The organism is Bradyrhizobium iriomotense, from assembly GCF_030160715.1.
Classification (GTDB): Bacteria; Pseudomonadota; Alphaproteobacteria; order Rhizobiales; family Xanthobacteraceae; genus Bradyrhizobium; species Bradyrhizobium iriomotense.
Genome location: NZ_BSOW01000016.1, coordinates 60,086 through 80,088 on the forward strand (window position 1 = coordinate 60,086; position 20,003 = coordinate 80,088).

Consider the following 20,003-nt stretch of genomic DNA (forward strand, 5'->3'; position numbering starts at 1 on the left):
GCAACTCAAGCTATTGGCGTTAAGCCCTTGCCAGCGACGGGGCGAACACGACCTCGATCAGCGTGCCGGTGTTCGCCGCGCTCTTGATGTTGAACCTGGCGCGGTTGGCTTCGACCAGCGCCCGCGTCAGGGACAGGCTGAGGCCGGCGCTTTCCGAGGCGTCCGAGGGCGGCGGGGTGCGGAACGGCTCCATGGCGGCGGCGACTTCCCTCTCGGAAAGGCCATGGCCGGTGTCGCGGATGCGAAGTGCGACCTCGCCGCGGTCGGTGAGCGCGGTCGAGACGATGACCTGGCCGCCGGCGCTCGCGAGCCGGATCGAATTGCCGATCAGGTTCATGGTGATCTGCCGCAGCGCGCGGGCATCGGCCGAGACCTGCGGCAGCGCATGCGCGAGCGAGGTGCGGATGATGATGCGCTCGCGGTTGGCCTGCGGCTGCATCACCGTCACACACGCCTCGACGAGATCGTTGAGATTGACATTGCCGAAGGTGAGATCGAGCTTGCCGGTCTCGATCCGCGAAAGCTCCGAGAGATCGGCGATGATCGCGATCACGCGCTCGCCGGAGGCGCGGATGTCCTTCATGTAGTCGCCGTAGCGCTCGTTGCCGAGCGAGCCGAAGCGCTCGGAGATCATCACCTCGGCAAAGCCGATGATGGCGTTGAGCGGGGTGCGGATCTCGTGGCTGATGCGCGCCAGCATGTCGGCCTTGGCGCTCGCCGCGCCGTCGGCGAGGCGCCGTGCCTGCTTCAATTCGCTCTCGCCCTTCTTGCTCTGGGAGAGATCGCGGAACACGGCGAAGAAGTTCGGGCCGTCGGGCTGGGTGCGGCCCATGATCATGGCGAGCGGAATGACGCCGCCCTTGCTTTCGCGGCCCAGCACTTCGCGGCCGTGGTCGAGCAGGCTCGCGATGTTGCCGCCCCTGATGCTGTCGAGATAGTCGATGACCACGCGCTGGCTTTCCGGCGCGAACAGCGTAGTGAGGTTCTGCTGCAGCAGCGCCTCGCCGTCATAGCCGAACAGCGCCTCGGCGCTGCGGTTGCAGGCGTGGATGTTGCCTTCGGCATCGAACATGATGATGCCCTCGGCGGTGGTGTCGAGGATCGCGGCGAGATCTTCCGCATTGGCCTGGCCGGCCTCATACTCCGGCTCTTCCTCGAACGCGGGCTCGGGCTCTTCCGTAGCGACGACGGATTCGGTGACGACGGGCGCTGCCTGCGGCAGCTCGCAGATCAGCGCATGCGCGCTGTCGCCGTCCCATGTGATGGTGTGCAGGCGGGCGTCGGTCGCATCGGAGTCTTCGGTCGTGCTGATCGTCACCGGCGTGCCGGCCTCGGACGTGCTGCTTTCGGAGGAGACGCCCGGCGCGACGTAGAGCGCGTCCAGCCCGCCGGCTTCCTCCAGCGCATTCAGGCTGGCATGGCCGACGCGCGCGAGGAAGGCGGGGTTGGCGTAGAGCAGGCGGTCGAGCCGGTAGATCAGGATACCCGTCGGCACGAGATCGAGCAGCGCGCGGTCGCGCAAGGGTTCGCCGCGCGGCGGCGGCTCGGGCTCGGTCAGCCACTCGGCCTGCGCGCGCGGCGCTTCCTCTGCGGGCGGGGCAGGCGGCTCCTCGATGGTCGCCTTCGTTGTCTCTTGCGGCTCGACGGAGGCTGCGGCCGCGTCCCGCTCGCGCTCGAGCCGTTCGGACAATTGCCGCGCGAGCTCGTTGAAGGCGGAGTTCTCGACCGGCGTCAGCACCGGCGATTTCGTGTCGCCGAGCGGGCGGAACGGCACGACGTTGGGGGGCGTTTCCACTTGCTTATCCAAATCGGCTTGTTGTGAATTCGCGTCGGTGAAAGGTTCGGGCTGTTCGGCAATGGGCTCTGGAATGTCGGATGCGGCCGGCGGCGGCTCGGGCTCCGGCTCCGTGACGGGCTCGATCGTGTCGGCCGAGAGGCTTTGCGGCGTGGGCGGATCGGTGAACAGCTCGAAGCGCCGCAAGGCAGCGAGCCGGTTGAGGCCGTCGAGATCGCGGCAGACGCCAAAGCCCTTGAAGCCCGCGAAATTGCGCAGCCGGTCGTAGATCGGAATGCCGGCGAGCTCGACCGGCAGGCGTTCGCCGCCATCGACCGGCCAGTTCACGATGATGCCGGCCCAGGTGTCGCGCGTGGCGAGGGCCTTGGCGACGCGCCCCTCCGGATCGAGCGCATATTCTTGCGCGATCTCCGACCACAGGCGGCCGAAGCCGGCGGCAGTGTGCGCGCCCATCAGGCGGGTGAAATCGTCCGAGCCGAGCACGAAGCGGCCGACCGTATCCATCTGCCACAGGAAGCGCATCGGCTGATTGCGCGGCGTGGCGGGCGCGTCCGCAAGTTGGGGCGGCTGGTCCATCGCCGCGCTGATCGGCTCGGCTTTTGGCGAGACAATGTCTTCGGCCGGGTTATCAACCGCTTCTTTGCTCGCAGAAGTTTCGGCTGCGGGCGTCTCCGGCGCCTCCTCAGTGGGCGCCTCGGCTTCGGGCGGCTCGGCAAAAGCGTCGAACAGCGCGAATTCGGCCGGTGCCTCGTTGACCAGCGCCGGCTGCTCGTAGTCGGGCAGCGGCGGCGTTGCGGGCGGCTCGACGGCAGGCGGCTCGGACGTCGTCTCCGGTACGATATCTCGCGGCTCCTGCGCGCCTTGCGCTGCGCCGGGCTCGTACAGCGCGACGAGGCCGGTATCGGCCCCGAGGCCAACCCGTTGCAGCACCATGTGGCCGATGCCGAGCGGCGTCTCGGCCCGCCCTTGCGCGAGCGCAGCGCGACGCAGCTGATCGAGGCCTGCCGCGGTGAGATCGGGAAAGCCGAGCAGGACGCGCGCGGTCTCGCTCGCGCCGATGAACAGGCCGTCCGGTGCGAAGGCCGCCATCGGCACATCAGCGCCTTCGACGAGGCGCCGGAGCCGCTCGACCAGCGGCATGACGCGGCCGCTCGTCGACATCGCAGCGACCAGCACGCCCTGGCTGCCGTCGGGAAATTCGAGCCGCGCGCAGGCGCAGGTCATCAGCGTGCCGAGCGCGCTGCCAAAGCCGCGCAGCCGCTCCAGCCGCACCGCGCCGCCGGGCACCAGGCGGCGGCCGAGCTGCGCGACCTGGCGGCGGTGCGGATCGGCCGGCCCGAAGGTCTTTTTGGCGAGCTCGACGGCATTGGCCGCGCCGAACAGTTTTGCGCCGACCGGATTGGCCCAGACCACGCGCGCGCCGTCGATCGACCACAGCCACGCCGGCAAGACGGAGGTCGCATGCACGGCCAGCCGCGGATCGCCCACGCCTCGCAACTGGAAATCCGAACTATTCATCCAACCGGCTTGTTCTCGTGGTCACGCAACTCTTGATCGTCGTCCTTGCCGCGGGAACGGCAGCGTTAAGAAAAGGTTAGTATCGCCTGCGCGCGCCGGCAGGTCCACTTCCGCCGGCCACGCAGAGCGACCATAAGCCGCGATAACCTTAATCTTGCTGAACCCGCAAGCCCGCCCGTGCGTTGCATGTGGGCAATCGGCTGTGGGGCGTTACGGAAGCGGGCCATCGCGCCGTGTCCGTGTCATAGCGACCAGGCCATCCGCCGCGACGCTGGCGGCGCTTCCAAAAAAACGGCGGCCCAATGAAGGGCGGCCAAGGCTTAAGAAAGACCAAAGCAACAGGAGTGGCAGCATGAGCGAACCAGCCCATGAACGTTTTGAGATTCCGCAGGAGATGCGATCCATGGCGGAGACGAGCTTCAAGCAGGCGCGTGATGCGTTCGAGAAATTCCTTGGCGGCGCCCAGGCTGCGGCCGGCTCGATCGAGGAGCGGGGCGAAAGCATGCGCGCCGGCGCCAAGGACATCTCTACCAAGGCGCTCTCGTTCGCCGAGACCAACGTGCAGGCCTCGCTCGACTACGCCCAGTCGCTGATCCACGCCAAGGATCTGTCCGAGATCATGCGGCTGCACGGCGAATACGTGCAGGCGCAGATGAAGGCGCTCGCCGAGCAGGCCAGCGAAATGGGCCAGACCGTCAGCCGCGCCGCGATGGAGGCGACCAGGCCGAAGCATTGAAACCCTTCGAGGATGTCATTGCGGGGGCCGCGGGCTCGCTCGACCTCTCCCGCTTGCGGGGGAGGTCGCGCCGAAGGCGCGGGTGGGGGCTCTCTCCGCTCAAAGACTCCCGATGCGGAGGCACCCTCTCCTCATCCCTCTCCCGCACGCGGGAGAGGGGGCGGACCGTCGTCGTGGTTCGCGGTCGGGCTCGCAACCCCAGGGTTCCCCGGCCAGGAACTACGTCCTCGCCGAGATTAAATTGCGGCGACGCAGCTCAGATTGCTTTGCGCTGCACAATCTTGACATGATATCCGTAGAATATCGGAGGCGCTGGGCGAGCCATCTCGTTTTTAGCGTTTCGACCTCTATCGTACCCGCCACCTTGGCTGGCGGGCGCGCCAGACGGCTCACTCATTCTTCGACCATTGTGAGGGATAACCATGACAGGTGCGACTGATCCATTCTCCGCCTCGATCATTCCGTTCGAGGTCCCGGAGCAGGTGCGTGCGTTTGCTGAAAAGGGCGTGTCACAGGCCCGCGAAAGCTACGCCAAGTTCAAGGATGCCGCCGAGAGCCAGAACGGCACCATCGAGGCGGTGTTCACCTCTGCCAACAAGGGCATCGGCGAGTACACCGCCAAGCTCATGGAATTCATGAAGGCCAACACCAGCGCGCACCTGGACTTCGCCCAGGAGCTGCTCGGCTCGAAGTCGCCGACGGAGGCGATGGAGCTGTGGACCACCCACAGCCGCAAGCAGCTCGAGACCTTCCAGGCCCAGGCCAAGGAGCTCGCCGAGCTCGGCCAGCGCGTCGCGAACGAGACCGTCGAGCCGATCAAGGCCGGCGCCGCCAAGTTCTACAAGCCTGCCGCCTGAGCCGATCGGCCCGAGGCATGATCCGGAGAAGTGTGCAGCGGTTTTCCGATAAGATCATGCCCAAAGAATAAGAAACCCGGGCCTGAGGGCCCGGGTTTTGTTTTGGAGTAAGGTGATTTACGCCGGATTTTAGCTTCGCTGCGGCCTTGCCAAACAGGGCCGTTGCACCTAGTTTCCGGCCCGTTCAGCCCCCTCGGCGCTTCAAGCCTCTCAGGCAGGCCCAAAGGCGGCATGCGCGAAAATGCAGTTGTAGCTCAGTTGGTTAGAGCGCCTGTCTGTGGAACAGGAGGTCGGTGGTTCGAGCCCACCCAACTGTACCAGCGAAATCCGAAATCAATGATCTGGGTTCGCTTGCGCGGCGGCTTGCGCCCTTAAAAGCAACGTGCGCGGCAGCAAACGAGCCATCGCGCGGCGTTTGATAAAAACTTAGAAAAACGATTGCGCAAACGTTTTCGCATGCCATAATCCCGCAAAACTTGGATCACTGAACAAAATCCAGGCACGGGAGGGGACGTGGCGACCATCGCCGATGTGGCCCGCAAGGCGGGCGTTTCGGTCTCGACCGTTTCGCATGTCGTGAACGGCACGCGGCGGGTTGCGCCGGACACGGCGCGCGCCGTGGAGGCGGCGATCGCCTCCTTGAGCTACCGCCCCAACATCATGGCGCGGAGCCTGAAGGCCGCTTCGACCCGCTCGGTCGGCATCGCCATCTCCTCGATCTCCAATCCCTATTTCAGCGACATCATCTGTGCGATCGAGACCGAGTGCGCGCGCCTCGGCATGATGGTGTTTCTGTCCGACACCGAGGACGACCCGGGCCGGGAGCTCGACGTCGTCATGGCGCTGCATCAGCGGCGCGTCGACGGCATCATCCTCGCGCCGAGCCCCGACCCCGGGCGTCGCGCGCTCGCCTATCTGCGCGAGGTCGGGCTGCCCTGTGTGCTGGTGGATCGCATGCCCGACCCGGCCTTCGATCAGGTCGGCATCAACAACCGCGAGGCGATGCGCAATCTCGTCGCGCGGGTCGCAGCGCACGGTCATCACCGCATCGGCTATGTCGGCGGCAATCCCGGATTTGCGACCACGCTCGAGCGCATTGCCGGCTATCGCGAGGGCCTGGCCACCGCCGGCGGCGTGGTCGACGAACGTCTTCTCGTCACCGGCAGTGCGACGACGAACAGCGCGATGCAGGCGGCAGAAAGGCTCCTCGATCTCGATCAGCCGCCAACCGCAATGGTCGGCGGCAACAATCTCGCAACGATCGGCATCATGAAAGCGATCCACAGGCGCGGATTGCGGGTGCCGAAGGATATCTCGATCGTCGGCTTCGACGATTTCGAATGGGCCGATTGCTTCGAGCCGCGCCTGACGCTGGTGGCGCAGCCCTGCGCGGAGATCGGCCGGCGCGCCGCTTTCCTGCTCATGGAGCGGATCGCCGCGCCGGAGGGGGCACGGCGCACCATTCAACTTGATGCTGCGATCATCGAGCGCGAATCCTGCGGGAGGCCGAAATGAACACGGGCTCCCAGACCCCGCTGCTCGCCATGCGCGGCATCGTCAAGAGCTTTGGCGGCGCACAGGCGCTGCGCGGCGTCGATTTCGATCTCGAGAGCGGGGAGATCCACGCGCTGCTTGGCGAGAACGGCGCGGGCAAGTCGACCCTGATGAATGTTCTCTCCGGCGTGATCGCGCCGGATCAGGGCGAGATCCGCATTGACGGCGCCGCCGTCCGCTTCACCGATCCACGCGCCGCGCAGGCCGCGGGCGTCGCGACGATCTTTCAGGAGCTCGATCTCGTCCCGAGCCTCGATGTGACCGCCAACCTGTTCCTCGGCCGGGAATTGACGCGGGCAGGCGTGCTCGATGGCGGCGCGATGCGCCGCGCGGCGCGGGCTCGGCTTGATGAGATCGGCTTCGATGTGGATGTCGATCAGCCGGTCGGTGAATTGTCGGTCGGTCGGCGGCAGATCGTCGCGATCGCCAAGGCGCTCACTTACGCCTCGCGCATTCTCGTGATGGACGAGCCGACGGCCGCACTGACTGCCGCGGAAGTACAGCGGCTGTTTCATGTGATGCGCGAGATCGCAAGGCGCGGTGTCGGCATCGTCTATATCTCGCATCGGCTCGAAGAGGTGCCGCGCGTCGCCGACCGCGTGACGGTCCTGCGCGATGGCAGGATCGCAGGGACGGCGCCGCCGACCGCGCCGCAATCCGATCTCGTGGCGTTGCTCGTCGGACGGCCGCTGACAGAGCTCTATCCGCGCCGTAGCGGCGCATTCGGCCGCCGCGTGCTGAATCTGGAGCGGGCCGCCTGGCGTCCGCGCCGGCCGCGCGCCGGCTGGCGTGCGCCGCGCGAGGTCTCGCTCGACGTGCGCGCCGGCGAGGTCGTGGGTCTCGCCGGCCTCATGGGCGCGGGACGGACCGAGCTGCTCTCGGTGCTCTATGGCGCGGGCGGTCCCGGCGCCTGGTCGGGCCGCGTCGAGGTCGAGGAACGGCCGGCGAGGCTGACCTCGATCCCGGAGGCGCGCCGCGCCGGCGTCGCCTTCGTCAGCGACGATCGCCGGGGCGCCGGCTTGATGCTGCGCGACAGCGTCGAACGCAATCTCGTCGCCTCGGTGCTGCGGCGCGTGTCGCCGTTCTTTCTGATGTCGCAGGTGCGCCAGGCAAGGCTCGCCCGTCAGGCGATCAAGGCCTTCGACGTGCGGCCCCCGCGGCCGGAGCTTGCGGTCGGCGCGCTCTCCGGCGGCAACCAGCAGAAGGTCGCGCTCGCCAAGGAGGTGCTTGGCGAGCCGCGCCTGCTGCTGCTCGACGAGCCGACGCGCGGCGTCGATGTCGGCGCGAAGGGCGAAATCTACGCCCGGATTCGCGAGCTCGCCGCGCAAGGCGTCGGCATTCTCGTCGCCTCTAGCGAAATGCCCGAGCTGATCGGCCTGTGCGATCGCATCATCGTGCTGAGGGGCGGGCGCACGGTAGCCGAGTTTCCCGCCGGCGCCGCGGAGGACGACATCCTCGCGGTAGCCGAATCCAGTCAGGACGACAGCGATGAATGACGCCGCAACGCTCGTGAAATCCACACCCGTGCAGTCCACGCCGAGGCGCCGTCTCGATTTCTTCGCCATCGCAGTCCGCTTTCAGAGCGTCATCGGCCTCATCCTCGTCGCGATCGGCGGCGTCATCTTCTCGCCGCGGCGGCACGGCTCCATCCTGTTCCTGGCGCCGGACAACATCGCGAACATCGTGCGGGCGATCTCCGAGACCGGCATCATCGCCGTCGGCATGACCTTCGTCATCATCACCGCGGGCATCGATCTGTCGGTCGGCGCGCTGCTCAGCCTGTGCAGCGTGCTCACCGCCACCATCATGACGACCTGGGGCTGGGGACTTGTTCCGACCCTGCTGTTCGTCATGACCTGCGGCGCCCTTTTCGGCTGCACGCAGGGCGCGATCTCGACCCGCTTCCGCCTCGAGGCTTTCATCGTGACGCTGGCGGGCCTGCAGGTCGCGCGCGGCCTGGCGCTGGTGATCTCCAACAACCAGTACATCAACATCTCCTACGGCAATGGTCCGGGTCTTGCGCCGCCGATCTTCTCGGTGCTGGGCGATCGGCTCTTCAACAACACGGTTCCGGTCGCGACGCTGGTGTTTCTCGTCGTCGCGATCGTGGCCATCTTCGTGCTGAACTTCACGCGCTTTGGCCGCTATGTCTTCGCGGTCGGCGGCAATGAGCGGGCGGCGCGGCTTTCCGGCGTGCCGGTCACGCTGGTCAAGATCTCGGTCTACGCGATCACGGGTCTGGTGTCGGCCATCGCCGGCATCGTGCACGCCGGCCAGTTCAATTTCGGCAGCGCCAATGACGGCACGGGTTATGAACTGACTGCGATCGCGGCGGTGGTGATCGGCGGCACCAGCCTGTTCGGCGGCGCCGGCTCGATGATCGGCACGATCGCAGGTGCGATCATGCTCGGCGCACTGGCCAACATCCTTCAGCTCAACAACATCAATGCCGCGCTGCAACTGCTCGCGACCGGCGCGATCATCGTCGTGGCCGCGGTTCTTCAATCTCTCGTTCGTCGCCGCGAGGGATTGGGTCGTTGACCCCCAAGGGCAACGTGAAGAGGGCGGCGTGAAGACCTGGCGGTGACCAGCGACTGCCGGGAAGGGACCGCTCATCAGCAGCGGAATGTTCAAGGCAAGTAGGCAAACAGGGGAGTGAAATCATGCGACGCGTATCTACAAGAGCAAGGTTCTGGTCCAATCTGGTGCTGGGCGCCGGCACGGCGACGCTCGTTGCCGGTGCAGCGCAGGCGGCACCGCTGGTCAAGGAGTGCAGCAAGACCGGGGAGTTCGTCATCGGCTTCTCGCAGGCCAACAATGCCGAGCCCTACCGCCAGCACGTCAACGACCAGCTCACCGCTGCGGCGAAGAAGGTGCCGCAATTCAAGCTGCAGATCGCCGACGGCGCCGGCAACGTCAACACGCAGACCTCGCAGATGGACAATTTCATCACCCAGAAGGTGGACCTGATCCTGATCTCGCCGTTCGAGGCCGCGCCCCTGACGCCGGTCGTCGCGCGCGCCATGAAGGCCGGCATTCCCGTCATCGAGCTCGACCGCAAGACGGTCGGCGAGGCCGGCAAGGAATATACGGCGTTCATCGGCGGCGATAATTTCAAGATCGCCGAGGAGGCCGGCAAATACGTCGCCGACAAGCTGCTGCCGCAAGGCGGCGAAGTGGCGGTGCTGCAGGGCCTGCCGAGCTCGACGCCCGCCGTCGAACGGCTCAACGGCTTCAAGTCCGGCGTGAAGGACAATCCAAAGGTCCAGGTCGTCGCCGAGCAGGCCGCCGACTGGCTGCCGGACAAGGCGCAGACGGCGTTCGCCGCGATGCTCCAGGCTCATCCGAACATCAAGGCCGTCTATGCCAGCAACGACATGATGGCCGCCGGTGCGCGCCTCGCGGCCAAGGGCGCCGGCAAGCTCGATCAGGTGAAGATCCTTGGCACGGATGGCCTGCCCGGGCCGGCCGGCGGCATCCGCGCGGTTGCCGAAGGCGAGTGGGCGGCAACCTTCACCTATCCGACCGGAGGCCCGGAGGCGATCGAGATGGCGAAGTCGATCCTGCTCGATTGCGCCGACAAGGTGGCGACCGTGGTGACCGTGCCGACCACCGCGATCACGCCCGACAACGCGAAGCAGCTGATGCAGAACTGAATGCATCGCTCGGTGTGGCGGGCGCGGCCTGACATCGGCCGTGCTCGCTGCGGGCTGCTAGAGCATGATCCGGAAAAGTGCGAAGCGGTTTTCCGAAAAGATCATGCTCAAACAACAACCTAAAGCGCGATGACGATTGATCTCAATCTCATCGCGCTTTGGTTTAGCTCACTCGCGAATGTCCCATGAAGTTGGGGGTAGATCAGAAGTAATTGGCTTACAGAAAAACGAGGCGAATGACCCGAAGCGGGCATTCCGCATGGCTCGAAACGTTCGAGCCATGCTATCCTATGTCACCGATACAGCCAGCGGGCGGCGTGGACTAGCGGCGGCCCGATTGCTCGGCGAATTGCTTTTCGCCGGGCAACTTGCCCCCGGCCAGCAGGCTGGTGCAAATCCACCGAGATTCTCTGGGTTGCGCCCCAAGGAAAGCCTTGGTCTCTACGCACTGCGCGTAAGTGTTGTAGCTGAGCGTGTCTGTGCACGTTGGCGAGAACATGCTCCCATCAACCCCTCCCTGGCCGGCAAGGCTACATCCAACCCAGGGAGCGTTGCCGACCCTGAAACTTGTTTCGCAACCACCGTTGCAGCTGCGGGCTTCTCTCTCCAGCTTGGCAAGCCTCCCCAAGACTGTATTCGGCGCGAACGACGGCGTTTGAGCGGTTGATGAGCCTGATGTCCGGTGGTGGGATGTCGCGGTCGTCGGCCCCTGCCGCGGCACAGCAGTTGGTCTTGCCTTCGGCGCTTCCACCGAGACGGCGGGCAGCGTGGAGCTTGGTGTGGGTTGCGACATTGCGGTGCCGCTTGTGCTGCACAGCAAGACAGTTGCCAAGGTGGTGACGACTGACGGCACGGCGAAGCCTAACGAGAATCTCATAAGGTGCCTCCCAAATGGACGTAAATGCAATCCCGACAGCTCAGAGTTGTATCACAGCATTCCGATACCGGCAATTCGGATGGCGCAGGACCATCTGACGATTTGGAGTTATCGACATAGCGGCCAACAGAACGTAGCCCGCTCGCGCCGTCGCGATGCCGGCTTATGGTCCTTCTGCGACCTCGGGCAAGGTCCGCTCTTCCACCACTGTTGGGGGTTGAGCGGATATAAGTCGGCCAGTCGCTTAATGACTACACGCCGTAGGTGGCGGCAGTACCCACCAACTGTGCCAGCGCGAGCAATGATTTAAGAAGTCATCACGAAGCGATCCCCGAAAGGTGAAGCGCGCGCTTCTGTCGGCACGCGCCGAGTTTCCTCAGCCGCCCGCCACCACCGGCTCGACGCGGCGGCGGACGGCGTTGAACACTTCAGCGGGGACATGCAGGCGGATGTCTTTTTCGTAGGCGTGGCGGAGCTCGGTGAAACCGGCGTCCGGGTCTGCGGTCAGCTCGGCGAGGTGGTCGAACAGGGTGAAGAGCGCCGGGGTGATCTCGTCGTCGGGCTTGGGCATGGCGCCCCAGACGTCCCAGGGCAGCATCTCCATGTTGTTGAGGGCCGCGACGTCGCGGATGAGGTTTTGGGCGATGAACCAGAAGCCGCCCTCGCCGAAGATGCCGAAGGCGTTGGCATCGCGCTCGCCGCGGCGGCAGGCCCGCCAGGCTTCGCCGGCGCGCAGGAATTTTCCGCGCGGCTGGTCCAGCACGTCGAAATCGGGATGGAGCGCCGCGGCCTGCACGGCGTCGATCTGAAAATCGGCGGCGACCCAGCGGCGGCCGTCCCAGTACTCGGCGATCCAATGGTCGACGCCCTTGCCGGGCTCGAAGTACGTGCCGAAGCCGCAGCGGGCGCGAGCCGGGATGCCCGCGGCGCGGAGGGCAGCGCAGGCGAGCACGGTAAAATGCTGGCAGACCCCGACGACGCGGCGTTCGGGCGGACGCGCGACGGTCAGCGGCGAAGGATCGAGTGCCCGGATCGCCCCGCACAGGTCACGAACGCGGCGGAGATGGGCCGTCTCGATGCGCTCCGGCGTCAACTGCTGTCCATAGGCGCGCGCCCAATGCTGGTGCAGCAGGACGCCGTGGACGAGCCCGCACAGGGCCGGGATGTCGGCCGGCTGCCTCGCAAAGGCGGCCGCCGGACCGGGATCGGTCATGACGGCAGGGCGCGTGTAGAAGGCGAGGGGATCGTCGGGCATCGCGGACTCGGGGGACATGAAACGGCGCGTAGTGAACCACAGGCCGGGTCGATTTCAACCGGGTGCGGTCATCGTAGCATCGCGCGGCCGAGCAGGCGATGGCATCGCCAGCGCACATCACGACGATGCCGAGCTTCTCGCCCTTGATCTCGAAGCGGAACGGATTCATTCCGAGCGCCGACGGCGATCCCGCCTGGGCGAGCAGTTCGATCGTCCGGTCGACGACGGGGCGCACGCCGAGGCCGATGAAAGGCGACCATAGGTGTTACCGAGCTTCGACGTATCTGAGGATGCCTTGCTTTCGAACGCTTTCAACCAACTCATTGGCACGAGACAAAAATTGCTTAAGCAGGGGAGAGGGCCGCGATACTCGCCACTGCGAACAAGGTGATCGAGTGATGCGATCACGTCCGGTGCTGGCCCACCGCGACTCTGTCCTTGTCTGGATGCAAACCGGCAAACGTGCTTGAATGCCGCGGTGGCCGTCGCTACCAGGAAAGAGCTTGTGATGAGCCAGTGTTGGCCCGTGGCCGCAAGTCCACTGAATGACAACCATCGACTGCGACGAGGTGAGGGCAGCTGACGAGCGCTCCGGTCAACAAAGGAGAGATGCGACGCGATCGTTCATGCAATGATTGTTGAGATTGATGATTATCAACGGGGAACGAAAATGTGCGAAAGCCCTACTATCAAAGGTCGCACTGGTTGGCGCGGCTGGTTGGAGCTTCCATCAAGGACAACTCAAAAAACTGATGAAAAATGGGTCGATCTCACCCACCCATTTTCAACGTCAGTACCACGTTCCGCAATGTTTCCTCCGCCGAAATTTTCGTATTTTGCGCAGATGCCGGAACGGCCCCTGAATGTCACCTACATGGAAACAATCGTACACATGGGCACGCACGTTGATGCCCCGAGGCACTTCTATATTGATGGTCCAGGAATGGACGAAATACCACTCGAGCGCATGATAGGCGAAGGGGTCGTCATTCGCCTCGAAAAAGCAGTCAACGAAGAGATCGGCGTCGACGATCTTGCTGCTGCGAAGCCGAGAATAGAACCGGGCGATATCGTCGCCATAGACACGGGCTGGAGTGGACGCTGGGGAACGCCCGAGTGGAATCGGCATCCATATCTTTCACTTGAAGCCGCCCAATGGCTGGTTGATCAGAAGGTCAAGTTGGTCGCGGTGGACACCGCAACGCCGGATCTTCCTCATGACCTGCGTCCTAAGGATTTTCAATTTCCGGTACACTGTGTGCTCCTCAAGGATGGCGTCCTAATCTCGGAGCAAATAGCTAACCTTCACAAATTCGGGGGGCGACGAGTGGAGTTTCTATTCTGCCCATTGTCGATTGAAGGTTGCGATGGAGCGCCTGCCCGCGTCTTGGCTCGCACGCTCTCGTAGCTTATGAGGTGAGTCGGAGTGCAGCAATTGTGAAGTCCGCTTTTGGTCTTGGCTGTGTGAAAAGGCCAAGACGCCTGAGCGCGATAGTTCGCGATCAACCTGAAGACGGCCGAAGCACTCGGCATCGGTGTTCCAGCCGCGATACTTGCCACTGCGAACAAGGTGATCGAGTGATGCGATCACGGCCGGTGTTGGTCCATCTCCTGATATCGGCCGTGCTCGCTACGCGGTAGCGCCCCCTCGCAATCGGCCTTTCCCGGCCGCACCCAAAGGCGGCTCGCGCGGAATTCAACTTGAAACTCAGATGATTAGAGCGCCTGCCTGGTGGAACAGGGGGTCAGTGGTTCAAGCCCACCCAACTCTACCACTCATATTTCCCCCGAAACCAACGTCGTGACGCCCTGCGTCATTCGCCGCGCGCTGGCGGCACCAAGTGGGCAGCGGACGCAACAGCGTTGATTTGCATCAAGGGCGTGACAGAAACAGCGTTGATGCTGGCAACGAGCCGCGAACGGTGCGTTGGCGCATTCCCTCCCTCAATCAGCGGGGATCATCATGCCATACTCCCGGCCTAACGATCCAAGTCGTCGCCTTGTTCTCAGCGCACTTGCGGCGCTGCCGGCATTCTCCGTGCCGCTGGTTGCCAATGCGCAGGCGCAAACACCAACCGCGCAAGCATCCGTTCCCGCCGGGGGCGGCTTTTCATTCGCGGCGGTCGGCGATACCCGACCGATGATGTACCTACCGTTGAAAGAGGGACAACCGGACCTCAGCAAGTTCTTCGTCGAGATGTTTGGGTTGGTCATGCCGGAAAAGGTTGCCGAGGCCGTCGTAGCGAAGGACGTGAAGATGATCTTCGATCCGGTCACAAAGGACCTGATCAAGGTCGTCATGCCGTTCGCATCCAAGACGGAAGTGATGACCCTGACGGTCGATAAAGGTTGGGTCACTGAGGCATCCGTTGAGGACTTGAAACTGCTTCCTGGCGTGCATCGGACGATGTTCCGGCTTCAGGGGGGCGAATGGGTGACCCGTGAAATCGTGAAGGACGTTCAATCCGGTCGCGCCAAATTCGTGGTCAATAGCGGTGACGCCGTCTGGTGGGGCAATCAGGGCTTGACTGTCAGTGACAGCCCATACTGGAAGCGCGTGAATGATACGATGTTGAGGAAGCTACCCGCGCCGGATGACGAGATGCGCGCAGCCGGCTTGGATGGGCGCTTTTTCATGAGTGTGGGCAATCATGAGGTGTGGGCCGACCCAAAGATTGAGGGCGTTCTTTCGGCTGTGCCGTATCTGAAGAAATTCGGCGTCACGCCGGAAAACCTCATCTACAAATTCGACTTCAAGGGCACCCGCTTCATCTATCTCTGGAGTGGCAAGTACGATTACCGTTCGCCGTCGCTGTGGGACGCTGATCGGCCAAAATATGCCGAGCAGATGACCCAGCTTCAGAAGTGGATGGACGAGGCGAAGGCCAATGGCATTCGGAAGGCGTTTATCGTCTTCCATTATCCCGTGTTTGCGCGGTCAGGCTTAGGCCCGATCCCGGCTCCCGATAACCCGCACAAGGTGATTGCGTCGTATGCCAAGGACATGGAGGTGGTCGTATTGAACGGGCACGTCCACACCACGGAAATCTACGACGTAGATGGGGTAAGGTATCTGATGTTGGGCGGTGGGGGCGCAGAACAAGACCCAATTCTGCCGGGGCGAACCAGCATCAAGGTGCCCGCTGACTATCCGCAGGACCTCTACTGGAAGGGCCAGCCTCCGCAAGAGGAGTACAACTACGTGCTGGTGGACGTTGAACCCGGCCAGAAGACGAAATTCACCCTCAATCGCTTCCGGCCGTGGTCGGCAGAGCCATTCGGGACTGAGGAACTCTTCAGGTGAGCAGGATGCCGCTGTTTACAGGAGTGAGGTTCTGGCGACAGGTATTCTAATCATTCACGGCTTGGTCGCGGTCGCGCTGCTTGGCGCGATAACGCACCAGACTTTAGCGGCATGGGGACCGGCGGACGCGCGACCCGGCTCGTTCTTTGGCCGCTTTCGTTCCATACGGCCGGCCTCGTTCGCCAACGCCGTGGTGGTCCTGTATGCCGTTTCCACGCTGCTGGGCGGGATCATTTACCTTACTTTCCGTGTGGATGTCAGGCCCGAATTGGAGCGTGCGAGTCACTGGCATGTCCTTGGCTTCTTCGACCTCAAGGAGCATTTCGTAGCAATCGGGTTGGCGTTGCTGCCCGCCTACTGGGTTTGCTGGCGACCGCCGCTTGCCAACGAACCTCCTCAGACGCGCACGGCGCTCACCTCGATACTTGCCTTCATCATTTGGTGGGGCTTTCTGTGCGGTCACGTCGCCAACAACATCATGGGTTTCGGCTCATGACATCATCGGCTCCGTTCCGCCGCTTTGCATTCGCATTCGGGACCACGTTCGCGGTCCTCTACGTGGTCGCACTCGCAAAGGACCTTGCTCTTTTCACCGTTTTCCCGTCGCTCGGCATCGTGCTCGCGGGCACGCATCATTCGCGAGACATTGCTGACCCTGCGATGGGATTTCTCGCTCCAGCGATGTACTGGTACGGGTGGGCCGCGACGGCCGCGCTTGGGGCACTGATCGTCGCCCTCGTTGCTGCATCGTTCGCCGAACGCCTGGCGCGATACGTTTGGCCGGGATGGATTTGGGTCATTCCCGTCCTCTCGATGATCGCTTGCGTCTATCTCACTCTGCCTTGGTTTCGACTTTAGCTTGCTTCTCAAAATCGCGTAGTCGGGTTGTCGCGACTTCAAATAGAAAAGCCTGCTACAAAAGAAAGGTGTTCAGGCGCAAATAACCTGGGATTGTCGAGGAGAAGACTGGGCAGCGGCGGTGCCACCCAACTGTAGCAGCGGCGGCAATGATCCAAGCAGACATCACGGAGTGTTCCCCGAAAGGTGAAGCGCCCGCTGCTGTTGACCTGCGTCCGAAATCCCCACGTCAAGTTCGAGCGACGACCGGTGGATGGGCCGACAGCTCGGTGAATGTGCATGGAGATCCTGTTCGACCTCATCCTCGATGATCTGGCCGGCCCCATCTTCGAACTCCTCCTTGAACTCGTCGTCCGGCTGGCCGAAGCCCTCTTTCATCTGATCGGCTGGCTGCTGGAGCGCTTTCGGCGCTGGCTGGATTTGCAGCCCAATATCGATCCCGCGCAGCTTTCGCTGCTGCACAGGTTCGGCCGGTTATCGGTCGGCGTGGGCTTGAGCCTCTGCATCCTCGCGCCGCTGCTTTGGCTGATCTGGCGTTGACCTGCCCGATGCTCGGCGTGCAGCGCTCGTCCGAGGACATGCGCTACGGCGCTATCCTCATCGCGGCTGCTGGTTGGCCTGTCGTCGCCGCGATTGTCGCGGGAAGCACCATCGGCGAAGCGGTGCATGACATGAGGCAAGGCAGCGCAGGATGAGTGGGCCCGGCCTCAACCAAGTGAGACGGTTGCGGCCGTTGAACCCCGGCGAAGCCAGGTGCGACCAACCGCTATGCTTGACACCTTGCTCAGCGCGATCTTCGAAATGGTCCTGAGTGCCGTAGGGACCGCCATCGTCAAATTGTTCGGTGTGGAGAACGCCGCCGAGGTCGCGACGGCGATCATCGGCCTTGGCTTCATCGCGATCGGCTTGACGGCCGCCTTGCTGGGGCACTGAAGAGGGAACGTCGTGAAGGCCATAGCCGGGCCGACAAGCTCGTTGCCTGCAATCAAGCCGCAATCCGTTGTTCGACGGGAACGGTCAGGTGCTTGAGCACTTCTGCGTGCTCCAGGTCCGGAACCGCGATGGCCGTGTGACTGTAGATCGCATGCGTGCGTGATTTGGCGATTTTATCCAGGATCTCTTTGCCCTTGATGACGTGCAGGCCCATATCCTCGCCGGACGGGAAGATCGCCAGCACCACGTCATAGGCCGCGATGACGGCTCTGAGCGCCTCAGCCTTGTCTTCGGCGACATCAACGAAAACACGAACGTCCGCTGCGAGCTCGCGCAGCTCGTCAAAATCCAGCACTGTCGGGGTACTCCAACGCAACGATACTTGATGAGAAGAGTGGCGGCGTTGGGTTACTGAAGTCTGAACAACATGTGTCGAGTCACAAGTTTCACGATGAGGTGACTCATTGGGCGGGAGAGCTACTTCAACCCCGCCACCAGCAGCACCACCACCGGCAACGTCGCCGCGGCCAGCAGCGTGCCCAGTGCCACCGCTCCCGACACCGGGTTCACCAGCCGCTGATACTGAACCGCAAAAATATACGCGTTCGCGCCGGTCGGCATCGCCGCGAACAGCACGACCACGCCGGCCGCGGCAGGTTCAACAGCTTGGCCAGCAGGAAGGCGATCGCGGGCATCGTGGCCATGCGGCCCTCACCTCGCGGGGATATCCACCGACCACCCCACGCGCTTTTCGACGATAGCGTTATGCCCCTGATTTGCCCGACGTGTCAAATTAATTTCGTAAAATCCGTAAAATCTCCGCGCCGGTCTTGTCGACTCCTTTGCATGGGGTTGTTTTCGAAATTTTTGTTTGGCCGTCGCGACAGCCTCGAGCCGGCCCCGGGAGATCAGGTCTGCGTGCTGACCCCGAAGAAAGGTGCGCTCCCTCCCCCGCCTGCGGGGGAGGGGTGGGGAGAGGGTGTCTCCACGATGGGACACTCCCAATGCGAGAGCCCCCACCCGGCGCTGCGCCCTGGTGCGGGGCTGACCCTTCTGTTGCCCGGAGCGCACAGCCAGCGGTTTTCGCCTCGCGGCTCGGTTGCCAACGCTTGAGCCTTCACCCACTATTCCCGCCGACTCGGAAAGATTGGGGGGATCGATGCCGCCGTTTCGCTTTCGGAAGTTCTTGGCTGGCGCAGCGTCCGCGATCGCTCTGGCCGTTATCGTCCAGCCCGCCACCAGCCACGCCTACACGCCGGAGCAGCAGCAGGCCTGCACGCCCGACGCGATGCGGCTGTGCGGCGAGTTCGTTCCGAACGTCGATGCCATCACCGCCTGCATGATCCAGAAGAAGTCGCAGCTCTCGCCGCAGTGCGCAGCGTTCTTCCGCCAGGGGCCGGAACCCGGCGAGGCGGCAGCCGGCCAGCCCGTCAACATCAAGTCGGTGGCGAAGAAGAAGACCTCGAGCAAGCCGCCTGCGAAGAAGACCACGGCGAGCAGCAAGTCGGCCAAGAAGAAGCCGAAGGCTGACGATACTTAGCTGTTCGGTGTCATTCCCGGCCTAGTTCTTCGCCAAACACAGTCCTGGGGGTATGGGTCCCGGCTCGCGCTTAGCGCGCCCCGGGGACGACGATGTTCCTCAGGACTCCTTTTGTTCACCCCTCACCGCGATACGCTGCAAGATTTTCAGCCCTGCTGCCCGGAAAAGAGCCCGGAATCGATTTGCTCGGGCAGGTTGCGTTTCACATTTTCCCGAACGATTGCTCAGAAAACGCACGATTGACCGTCGCGAACGGCTATTCATGCGGTTCGTGTCCGTGACGCGGCATGCACTGTGACTCAAAAGCCAACACGAACTGTTATTTCGTGGCGGCGGCGCAACTCCCGGTAAATTTTTCTTTCACGAATCAGCGCGCTGATTCATTTTCGGTACTTGGGGTCAATCTGGAGGCCAAGGGTATGAACGTTATTGTTTTTGCATCGCGTAAAGGCGGCTCGGGCAAGAGTACCCTTGCTGCTCATCTCGCCGCGCAGATCAAGGCGACCAAGCCTGTTCTGCTCGTCGATGCGGATCCGCAGGGCTCGCTCACGCTGTGGCACAAGCTGCGTGGCACCAACGAGCCGCAGATCAAGGCGGCCGTCAACTCGGTGAGCGGCATCGTCGCCGCTGCCAAGCGCGACGGCTATGAATGGGTGTTGATCGACACGCCGCCGAACCTGTCGGCCGTGGTCGACGACGCGATCAAGAACGCAACCATGGTGGTCATTCCGGCGCGGCCTGGCGTGTTCGACGTCAACGCGGTGCAGGAAACCATCCAGATGTGCCGCGCGGCGCGCAAGCCCTACGCGGTCGTGCTCAACGGCGCACCCGCGCGCCGCGACGAAGCCGAAAGCCCGATCGTCACCATCGCCCGCGAGGCGCTCGCCAAATTCCGCGCACCGGTCTGGGGCGGCCAGATCACCAACCGCTCGGATCTGTTGATGGCGCTGAGCCACGGCGAGGGCGCGCGGGAATATCAGGCGGAGAGCCGCGCCGCGCAGGAGATCGCGAGGCTGTGGGCTGCGATCGAGCGTTCGGTCAAGGCGATCCGTGGCACGGCGTCGGCATCCGGCGCAATGCACAAGCAGGCTGCGTAATTTTTATTGTTCATTTCCTGGTA

The 20,003-nt window shown here is 63.7% G+C and carries 20 protein-coding genes and 1 tRNA gene; 17 read left to right on the forward strand and 4 right to left on the reverse strand.

Translation table 11 applies throughout. The features are described from left to right. Positions 1–19 precede the first annotated feature (19 nt). Complete coding sequence (locus QQL28_RS22890) at positions 20–3,313, reverse strand: PAS domain-containing protein (protein WP_284268903.1); 3,294 nt, start codon at positions 3,311–3,313, stop codon at positions 20–22. A gap of 352 nt (positions 3,314–3,665) precedes the next feature. Between QQL28_RS22890 and QQL28_RS22895 the strand changes: the two genes are divergently transcribed. From QQL28_RS22895 to QQL28_RS22925, 7 genes are all read left to right on the forward strand, one after another. Further along, on the forward strand, positions 3,666–4,049 hold the full coding sequence (locus QQL28_RS22895) for a phasin (RefSeq protein ID WP_284268905.1): 384 nt from the start codon (positions 3,666–3,668) through the stop codon (positions 4,047–4,049). 422 nt (positions 4,050–4,471) lie between these two features. After that, a complete protein-coding gene (locus tag QQL28_RS22900) occupies positions 4,472–4,906 on the forward strand; it encodes a phasin (RefSeq protein ID WP_284268906.1) in 435 nt (144 codons plus the stop codon). A gap of 243 nt (positions 4,907–5,149) precedes the next feature. Next, positions 5,150–5,226: transfer RNA gene (locus tag QQL28_RS22905), tRNA-His, on the forward strand. Positions 5,227–5,419: 193 nt separating this feature from the next. Then, a complete protein-coding gene (locus QQL28_RS22910; protein WP_284268908.1) occupies positions 5,420–6,421 on the forward strand; it encodes a LacI family DNA-binding transcriptional regulator in 1,002 nt (333 codons plus the stop codon). Continuing rightward, the gene (locus QQL28_RS22915) at positions 6,418–7,956 is read left to right on the forward strand and encodes a sugar ABC transporter ATP-binding protein (protein WP_284268910.1); all 1,539 of its coding nucleotides are present in this window, start codon (positions 6,418–6,420) and stop codon (positions 7,954–7,956) included. Before QQL28_RS22910 ends, QQL28_RS22915 begins: the two co-directional genes overlap by 4 nt. After that, positions 7,949–9,001 carry an ABC transporter permease gene (locus QQL28_RS22920; protein WP_284268911.1) on the forward strand — a complete coding sequence of 351 codons (1,053 nt, stop codon included), beginning with the start codon at positions 7,949–7,951 and terminating at the stop codon, positions 8,999–9,001. Before QQL28_RS22915 ends, QQL28_RS22920 begins: the two co-directional genes overlap by 8 nt. A 122-nt stretch (positions 9,002–9,123) precedes the next feature. Continuing rightward, the gene (locus tag QQL28_RS22925; protein ID WP_284268912.1) at positions 9,124–10,116 is read left to right on the forward strand and encodes a substrate-binding domain-containing protein; all 993 of its coding nucleotides are present in this window, start codon (positions 9,124–9,126) and stop codon (positions 10,114–10,116) included. A 1,253-nt stretch (positions 10,117–11,369) separates the two neighbouring features. On the opposite strand, the gene QQL28_RS22930 is transcribed toward QQL28_RS22925, so the two are convergent. After that, positions 11,370–12,266 (reverse strand): transglutaminase-like domain-containing protein, encoded by an 897-nt coding sequence (locus QQL28_RS22930; RefSeq protein WP_284268913.1) that lies wholly within the window; start codon positions 12,264–12,266, stop codon positions 11,370–11,372. Here QQL28_RS22930 and QQL28_RS22935 point away from each other — a divergent pair. The 8 genes from QQL28_RS22935 to QQL28_RS22970 all read left to right on the forward strand — a co-directional run bounded on the left by QQL28_RS22935 (position 12,265) and on the right by QQL28_RS22970 (position 17,343). Beyond that, positions 12,265–12,510: a hypothetical protein gene (locus QQL28_RS22935; protein ID WP_284268914.1), complete on the forward strand. Its 246-nt coding sequence runs from the start codon at positions 12,265–12,267 to the stop codon at positions 12,508–12,510. The two genes, QQL28_RS22930 and QQL28_RS22935, sit on opposite strands and share 2 nt — an antisense overlap. A gap of 369 nt (positions 12,511–12,879) precedes the next feature. Next, entirely contained in the window at positions 12,880–13,656 is a 777-nt protein-coding gene (locus tag QQL28_RS22940) for a cyclase family protein (RefSeq protein ID WP_284268915.1), read from the forward strand. Positions 13,657–14,175: 519 nt separating this feature from the next. After that, entirely contained in the window at positions 14,176–15,552 is a 1,377-nt protein-coding gene (locus QQL28_RS22945; protein WP_284268916.1) for a metallophosphoesterase family protein, read from the forward strand. Positions 15,553–15,613: 61 nt separating this feature from the next. Further along, the gene (locus tag QQL28_RS22950; RefSeq protein WP_284268917.1) at positions 15,614–16,048 is read left to right on the forward strand and encodes a hypothetical protein; all 435 of its coding nucleotides are present in this window, start codon (positions 15,614–15,616) and stop codon (positions 16,046–16,048) included. Next, positions 16,045–16,410 carry a hypothetical protein gene (locus QQL28_RS22955; RefSeq protein WP_284268918.1) on the forward strand — a complete coding sequence of 122 codons (366 nt, stop codon included), beginning with the start codon at positions 16,045–16,047 and terminating at the stop codon, positions 16,408–16,410. The genes QQL28_RS22950 and QQL28_RS22955 overlap by 4 nt, the downstream gene beginning before the upstream one ends. Before the next feature lie 279 nt (positions 16,411–16,689). Then, the gene (locus QQL28_RS22960) at positions 16,690–16,950 is read left to right on the forward strand and encodes a hypothetical protein (protein ID WP_284268919.1); all 261 of its coding nucleotides are present in this window, start codon (positions 16,690–16,692) and stop codon (positions 16,948–16,950) included. An 8-nt stretch (positions 16,951–16,958) separates the two neighbouring features. Continuing rightward, a complete protein-coding gene (locus tag QQL28_RS22965) occupies positions 16,959–17,105 on the forward strand; it encodes a hypothetical protein (RefSeq protein ID WP_284268920.1) in 147 nt (48 codons plus the stop codon). Positions 17,106–17,178: 73 nt separating this feature from the next. Then, complete coding sequence (locus QQL28_RS22970) at positions 17,179–17,343, forward strand: hypothetical protein (protein ID WP_284268921.1); 165 nt, start codon at positions 17,179–17,181, stop codon at positions 17,341–17,343. Positions 17,344–17,395: 52 nt separating this feature from the next. Here the strand turns inward: QQL28_RS22970 and QQL28_RS22975 are convergent, their stop codons facing one another. Beyond that, entirely contained in the window at positions 17,396–17,698 is a 303-nt protein-coding gene (locus QQL28_RS22975; protein WP_284268922.1) for a hypothetical protein, read from the reverse strand. Positions 17,699–17,820: 122 nt separating this feature from the next. Further along, a complete protein-coding gene (locus QQL28_RS22980; RefSeq protein ID WP_284268923.1) occupies positions 17,821–17,985 on the reverse strand; it encodes a hypothetical protein in 165 nt (54 codons plus the stop codon). A 517-nt stretch (positions 17,986–18,502) separates the two neighbouring features. On the opposite strand from QQL28_RS22980, the gene QQL28_RS22985 reads away from it, so the two are divergent. Together QQL28_RS22985 and QQL28_RS22990 are read left to right on the forward strand one after the other, a co-directional pair. Next, positions 18,503–18,883, forward strand: coding sequence for a hypothetical protein (locus QQL28_RS22985; protein ID WP_284268924.1), 381 nt, complete (start codon positions 18,503–18,505; stop codon positions 18,881–18,883). Between the two features lie 419 nt (positions 18,884–19,302). Next, complete coding sequence (locus tag QQL28_RS22990; protein ID WP_284268925.1) at positions 19,303–19,980, forward strand: ParA family protein; 678 nt, start codon at positions 19,303–19,305, stop codon at positions 19,978–19,980. Positions 19,981–20,003 lie beyond the last annotated feature (23 nt).

Coding starts and splice junctions, on each gene's coding strand:
- QQL28_RS22990 (WP_284268925.1), top strand. CDS start 19,303: ATGAACGTTATTGTTTTTGCATCGCGTAAAGGCGGCTCGGGCAAGAGT.
- QQL28_RS22900 (WP_284268906.1), top strand. CDS start 4,472: ATGACAGGTGCGACTGATCCATTCTCCGCCTCGATCATTCCGTTCGAG.
- QQL28_RS22965 (WP_284268920.1), top strand. CDS start 16,959: ATGCTCGGCGTGCAGCGCTCGTCCGAGGACATGCGCTACGGCGCTATC.
- QQL28_RS22970 (WP_284268921.1), top strand. CDS start 17,179: ATGCTTGACACCTTGCTCAGCGCGATCTTCGAAATGGTCCTGAGTGCC.
- QQL28_RS22895 (WP_284268905.1), top strand. CDS start 3,666: ATGAGCGAACCAGCCCATGAACGTTTTGAGATTCCGCAGGAGATGCGA.
- QQL28_RS22925 (WP_284268912.1), top strand. CDS start 9,124: ATGCGACGCGTATCTACAAGAGCAAGGTTCTGGTCCAATCTGGTGCTG.
- QQL28_RS22935 (WP_284268914.1), top strand. CDS start 12,265: ATGAAACGGCGCGTAGTGAACCACAGGCCGGGTCGATTTCAACCGGGT.
- QQL28_RS22955 (WP_284268918.1), top strand. CDS start 16,045: ATGACATCATCGGCTCCGTTCCGCCGCTTTGCATTCGCATTCGGGACC.
- QQL28_RS22920 (WP_284268911.1), top strand. CDS start 7,949: ATGAATGACGCCGCAACGCTCGTGAAATCCACACCCGTGCAGTCCACG.
- QQL28_RS22930 (WP_284268913.1), bottom strand. CDS start 12,266: ATGTCCCCCGAGTCCGCGATGCCCGACGATCCCCTCGCCTTCTACACG.
- QQL28_RS22915 (WP_284268910.1), top strand. CDS start 6,418: ATGAACACGGGCTCCCAGACCCCGCTGCTCGCCATGCGCGGCATCGTC.
- QQL28_RS22960 (WP_284268919.1), top strand. CDS start 16,690: ATGGAGATCCTGTTCGACCTCATCCTCGATGATCTGGCCGGCCCCATC.
- QQL28_RS22940 (WP_284268915.1), top strand. CDS start 12,880: ATGATTGTTGAGATTGATGATTATCAACGGGGAACGAAAATGTGCGAA.
- QQL28_RS22890 (WP_284268903.1), bottom strand. CDS start 3,313: ATGAATAGTTCGGATTTCCAGTTGCGAGGCGTGGGCGATCCGCGGCTG.
- QQL28_RS22985 (WP_284268924.1), top strand. CDS start 18,503: ATGCCGCCGTTTCGCTTTCGGAAGTTCTTGGCTGGCGCAGCGTCCGCG.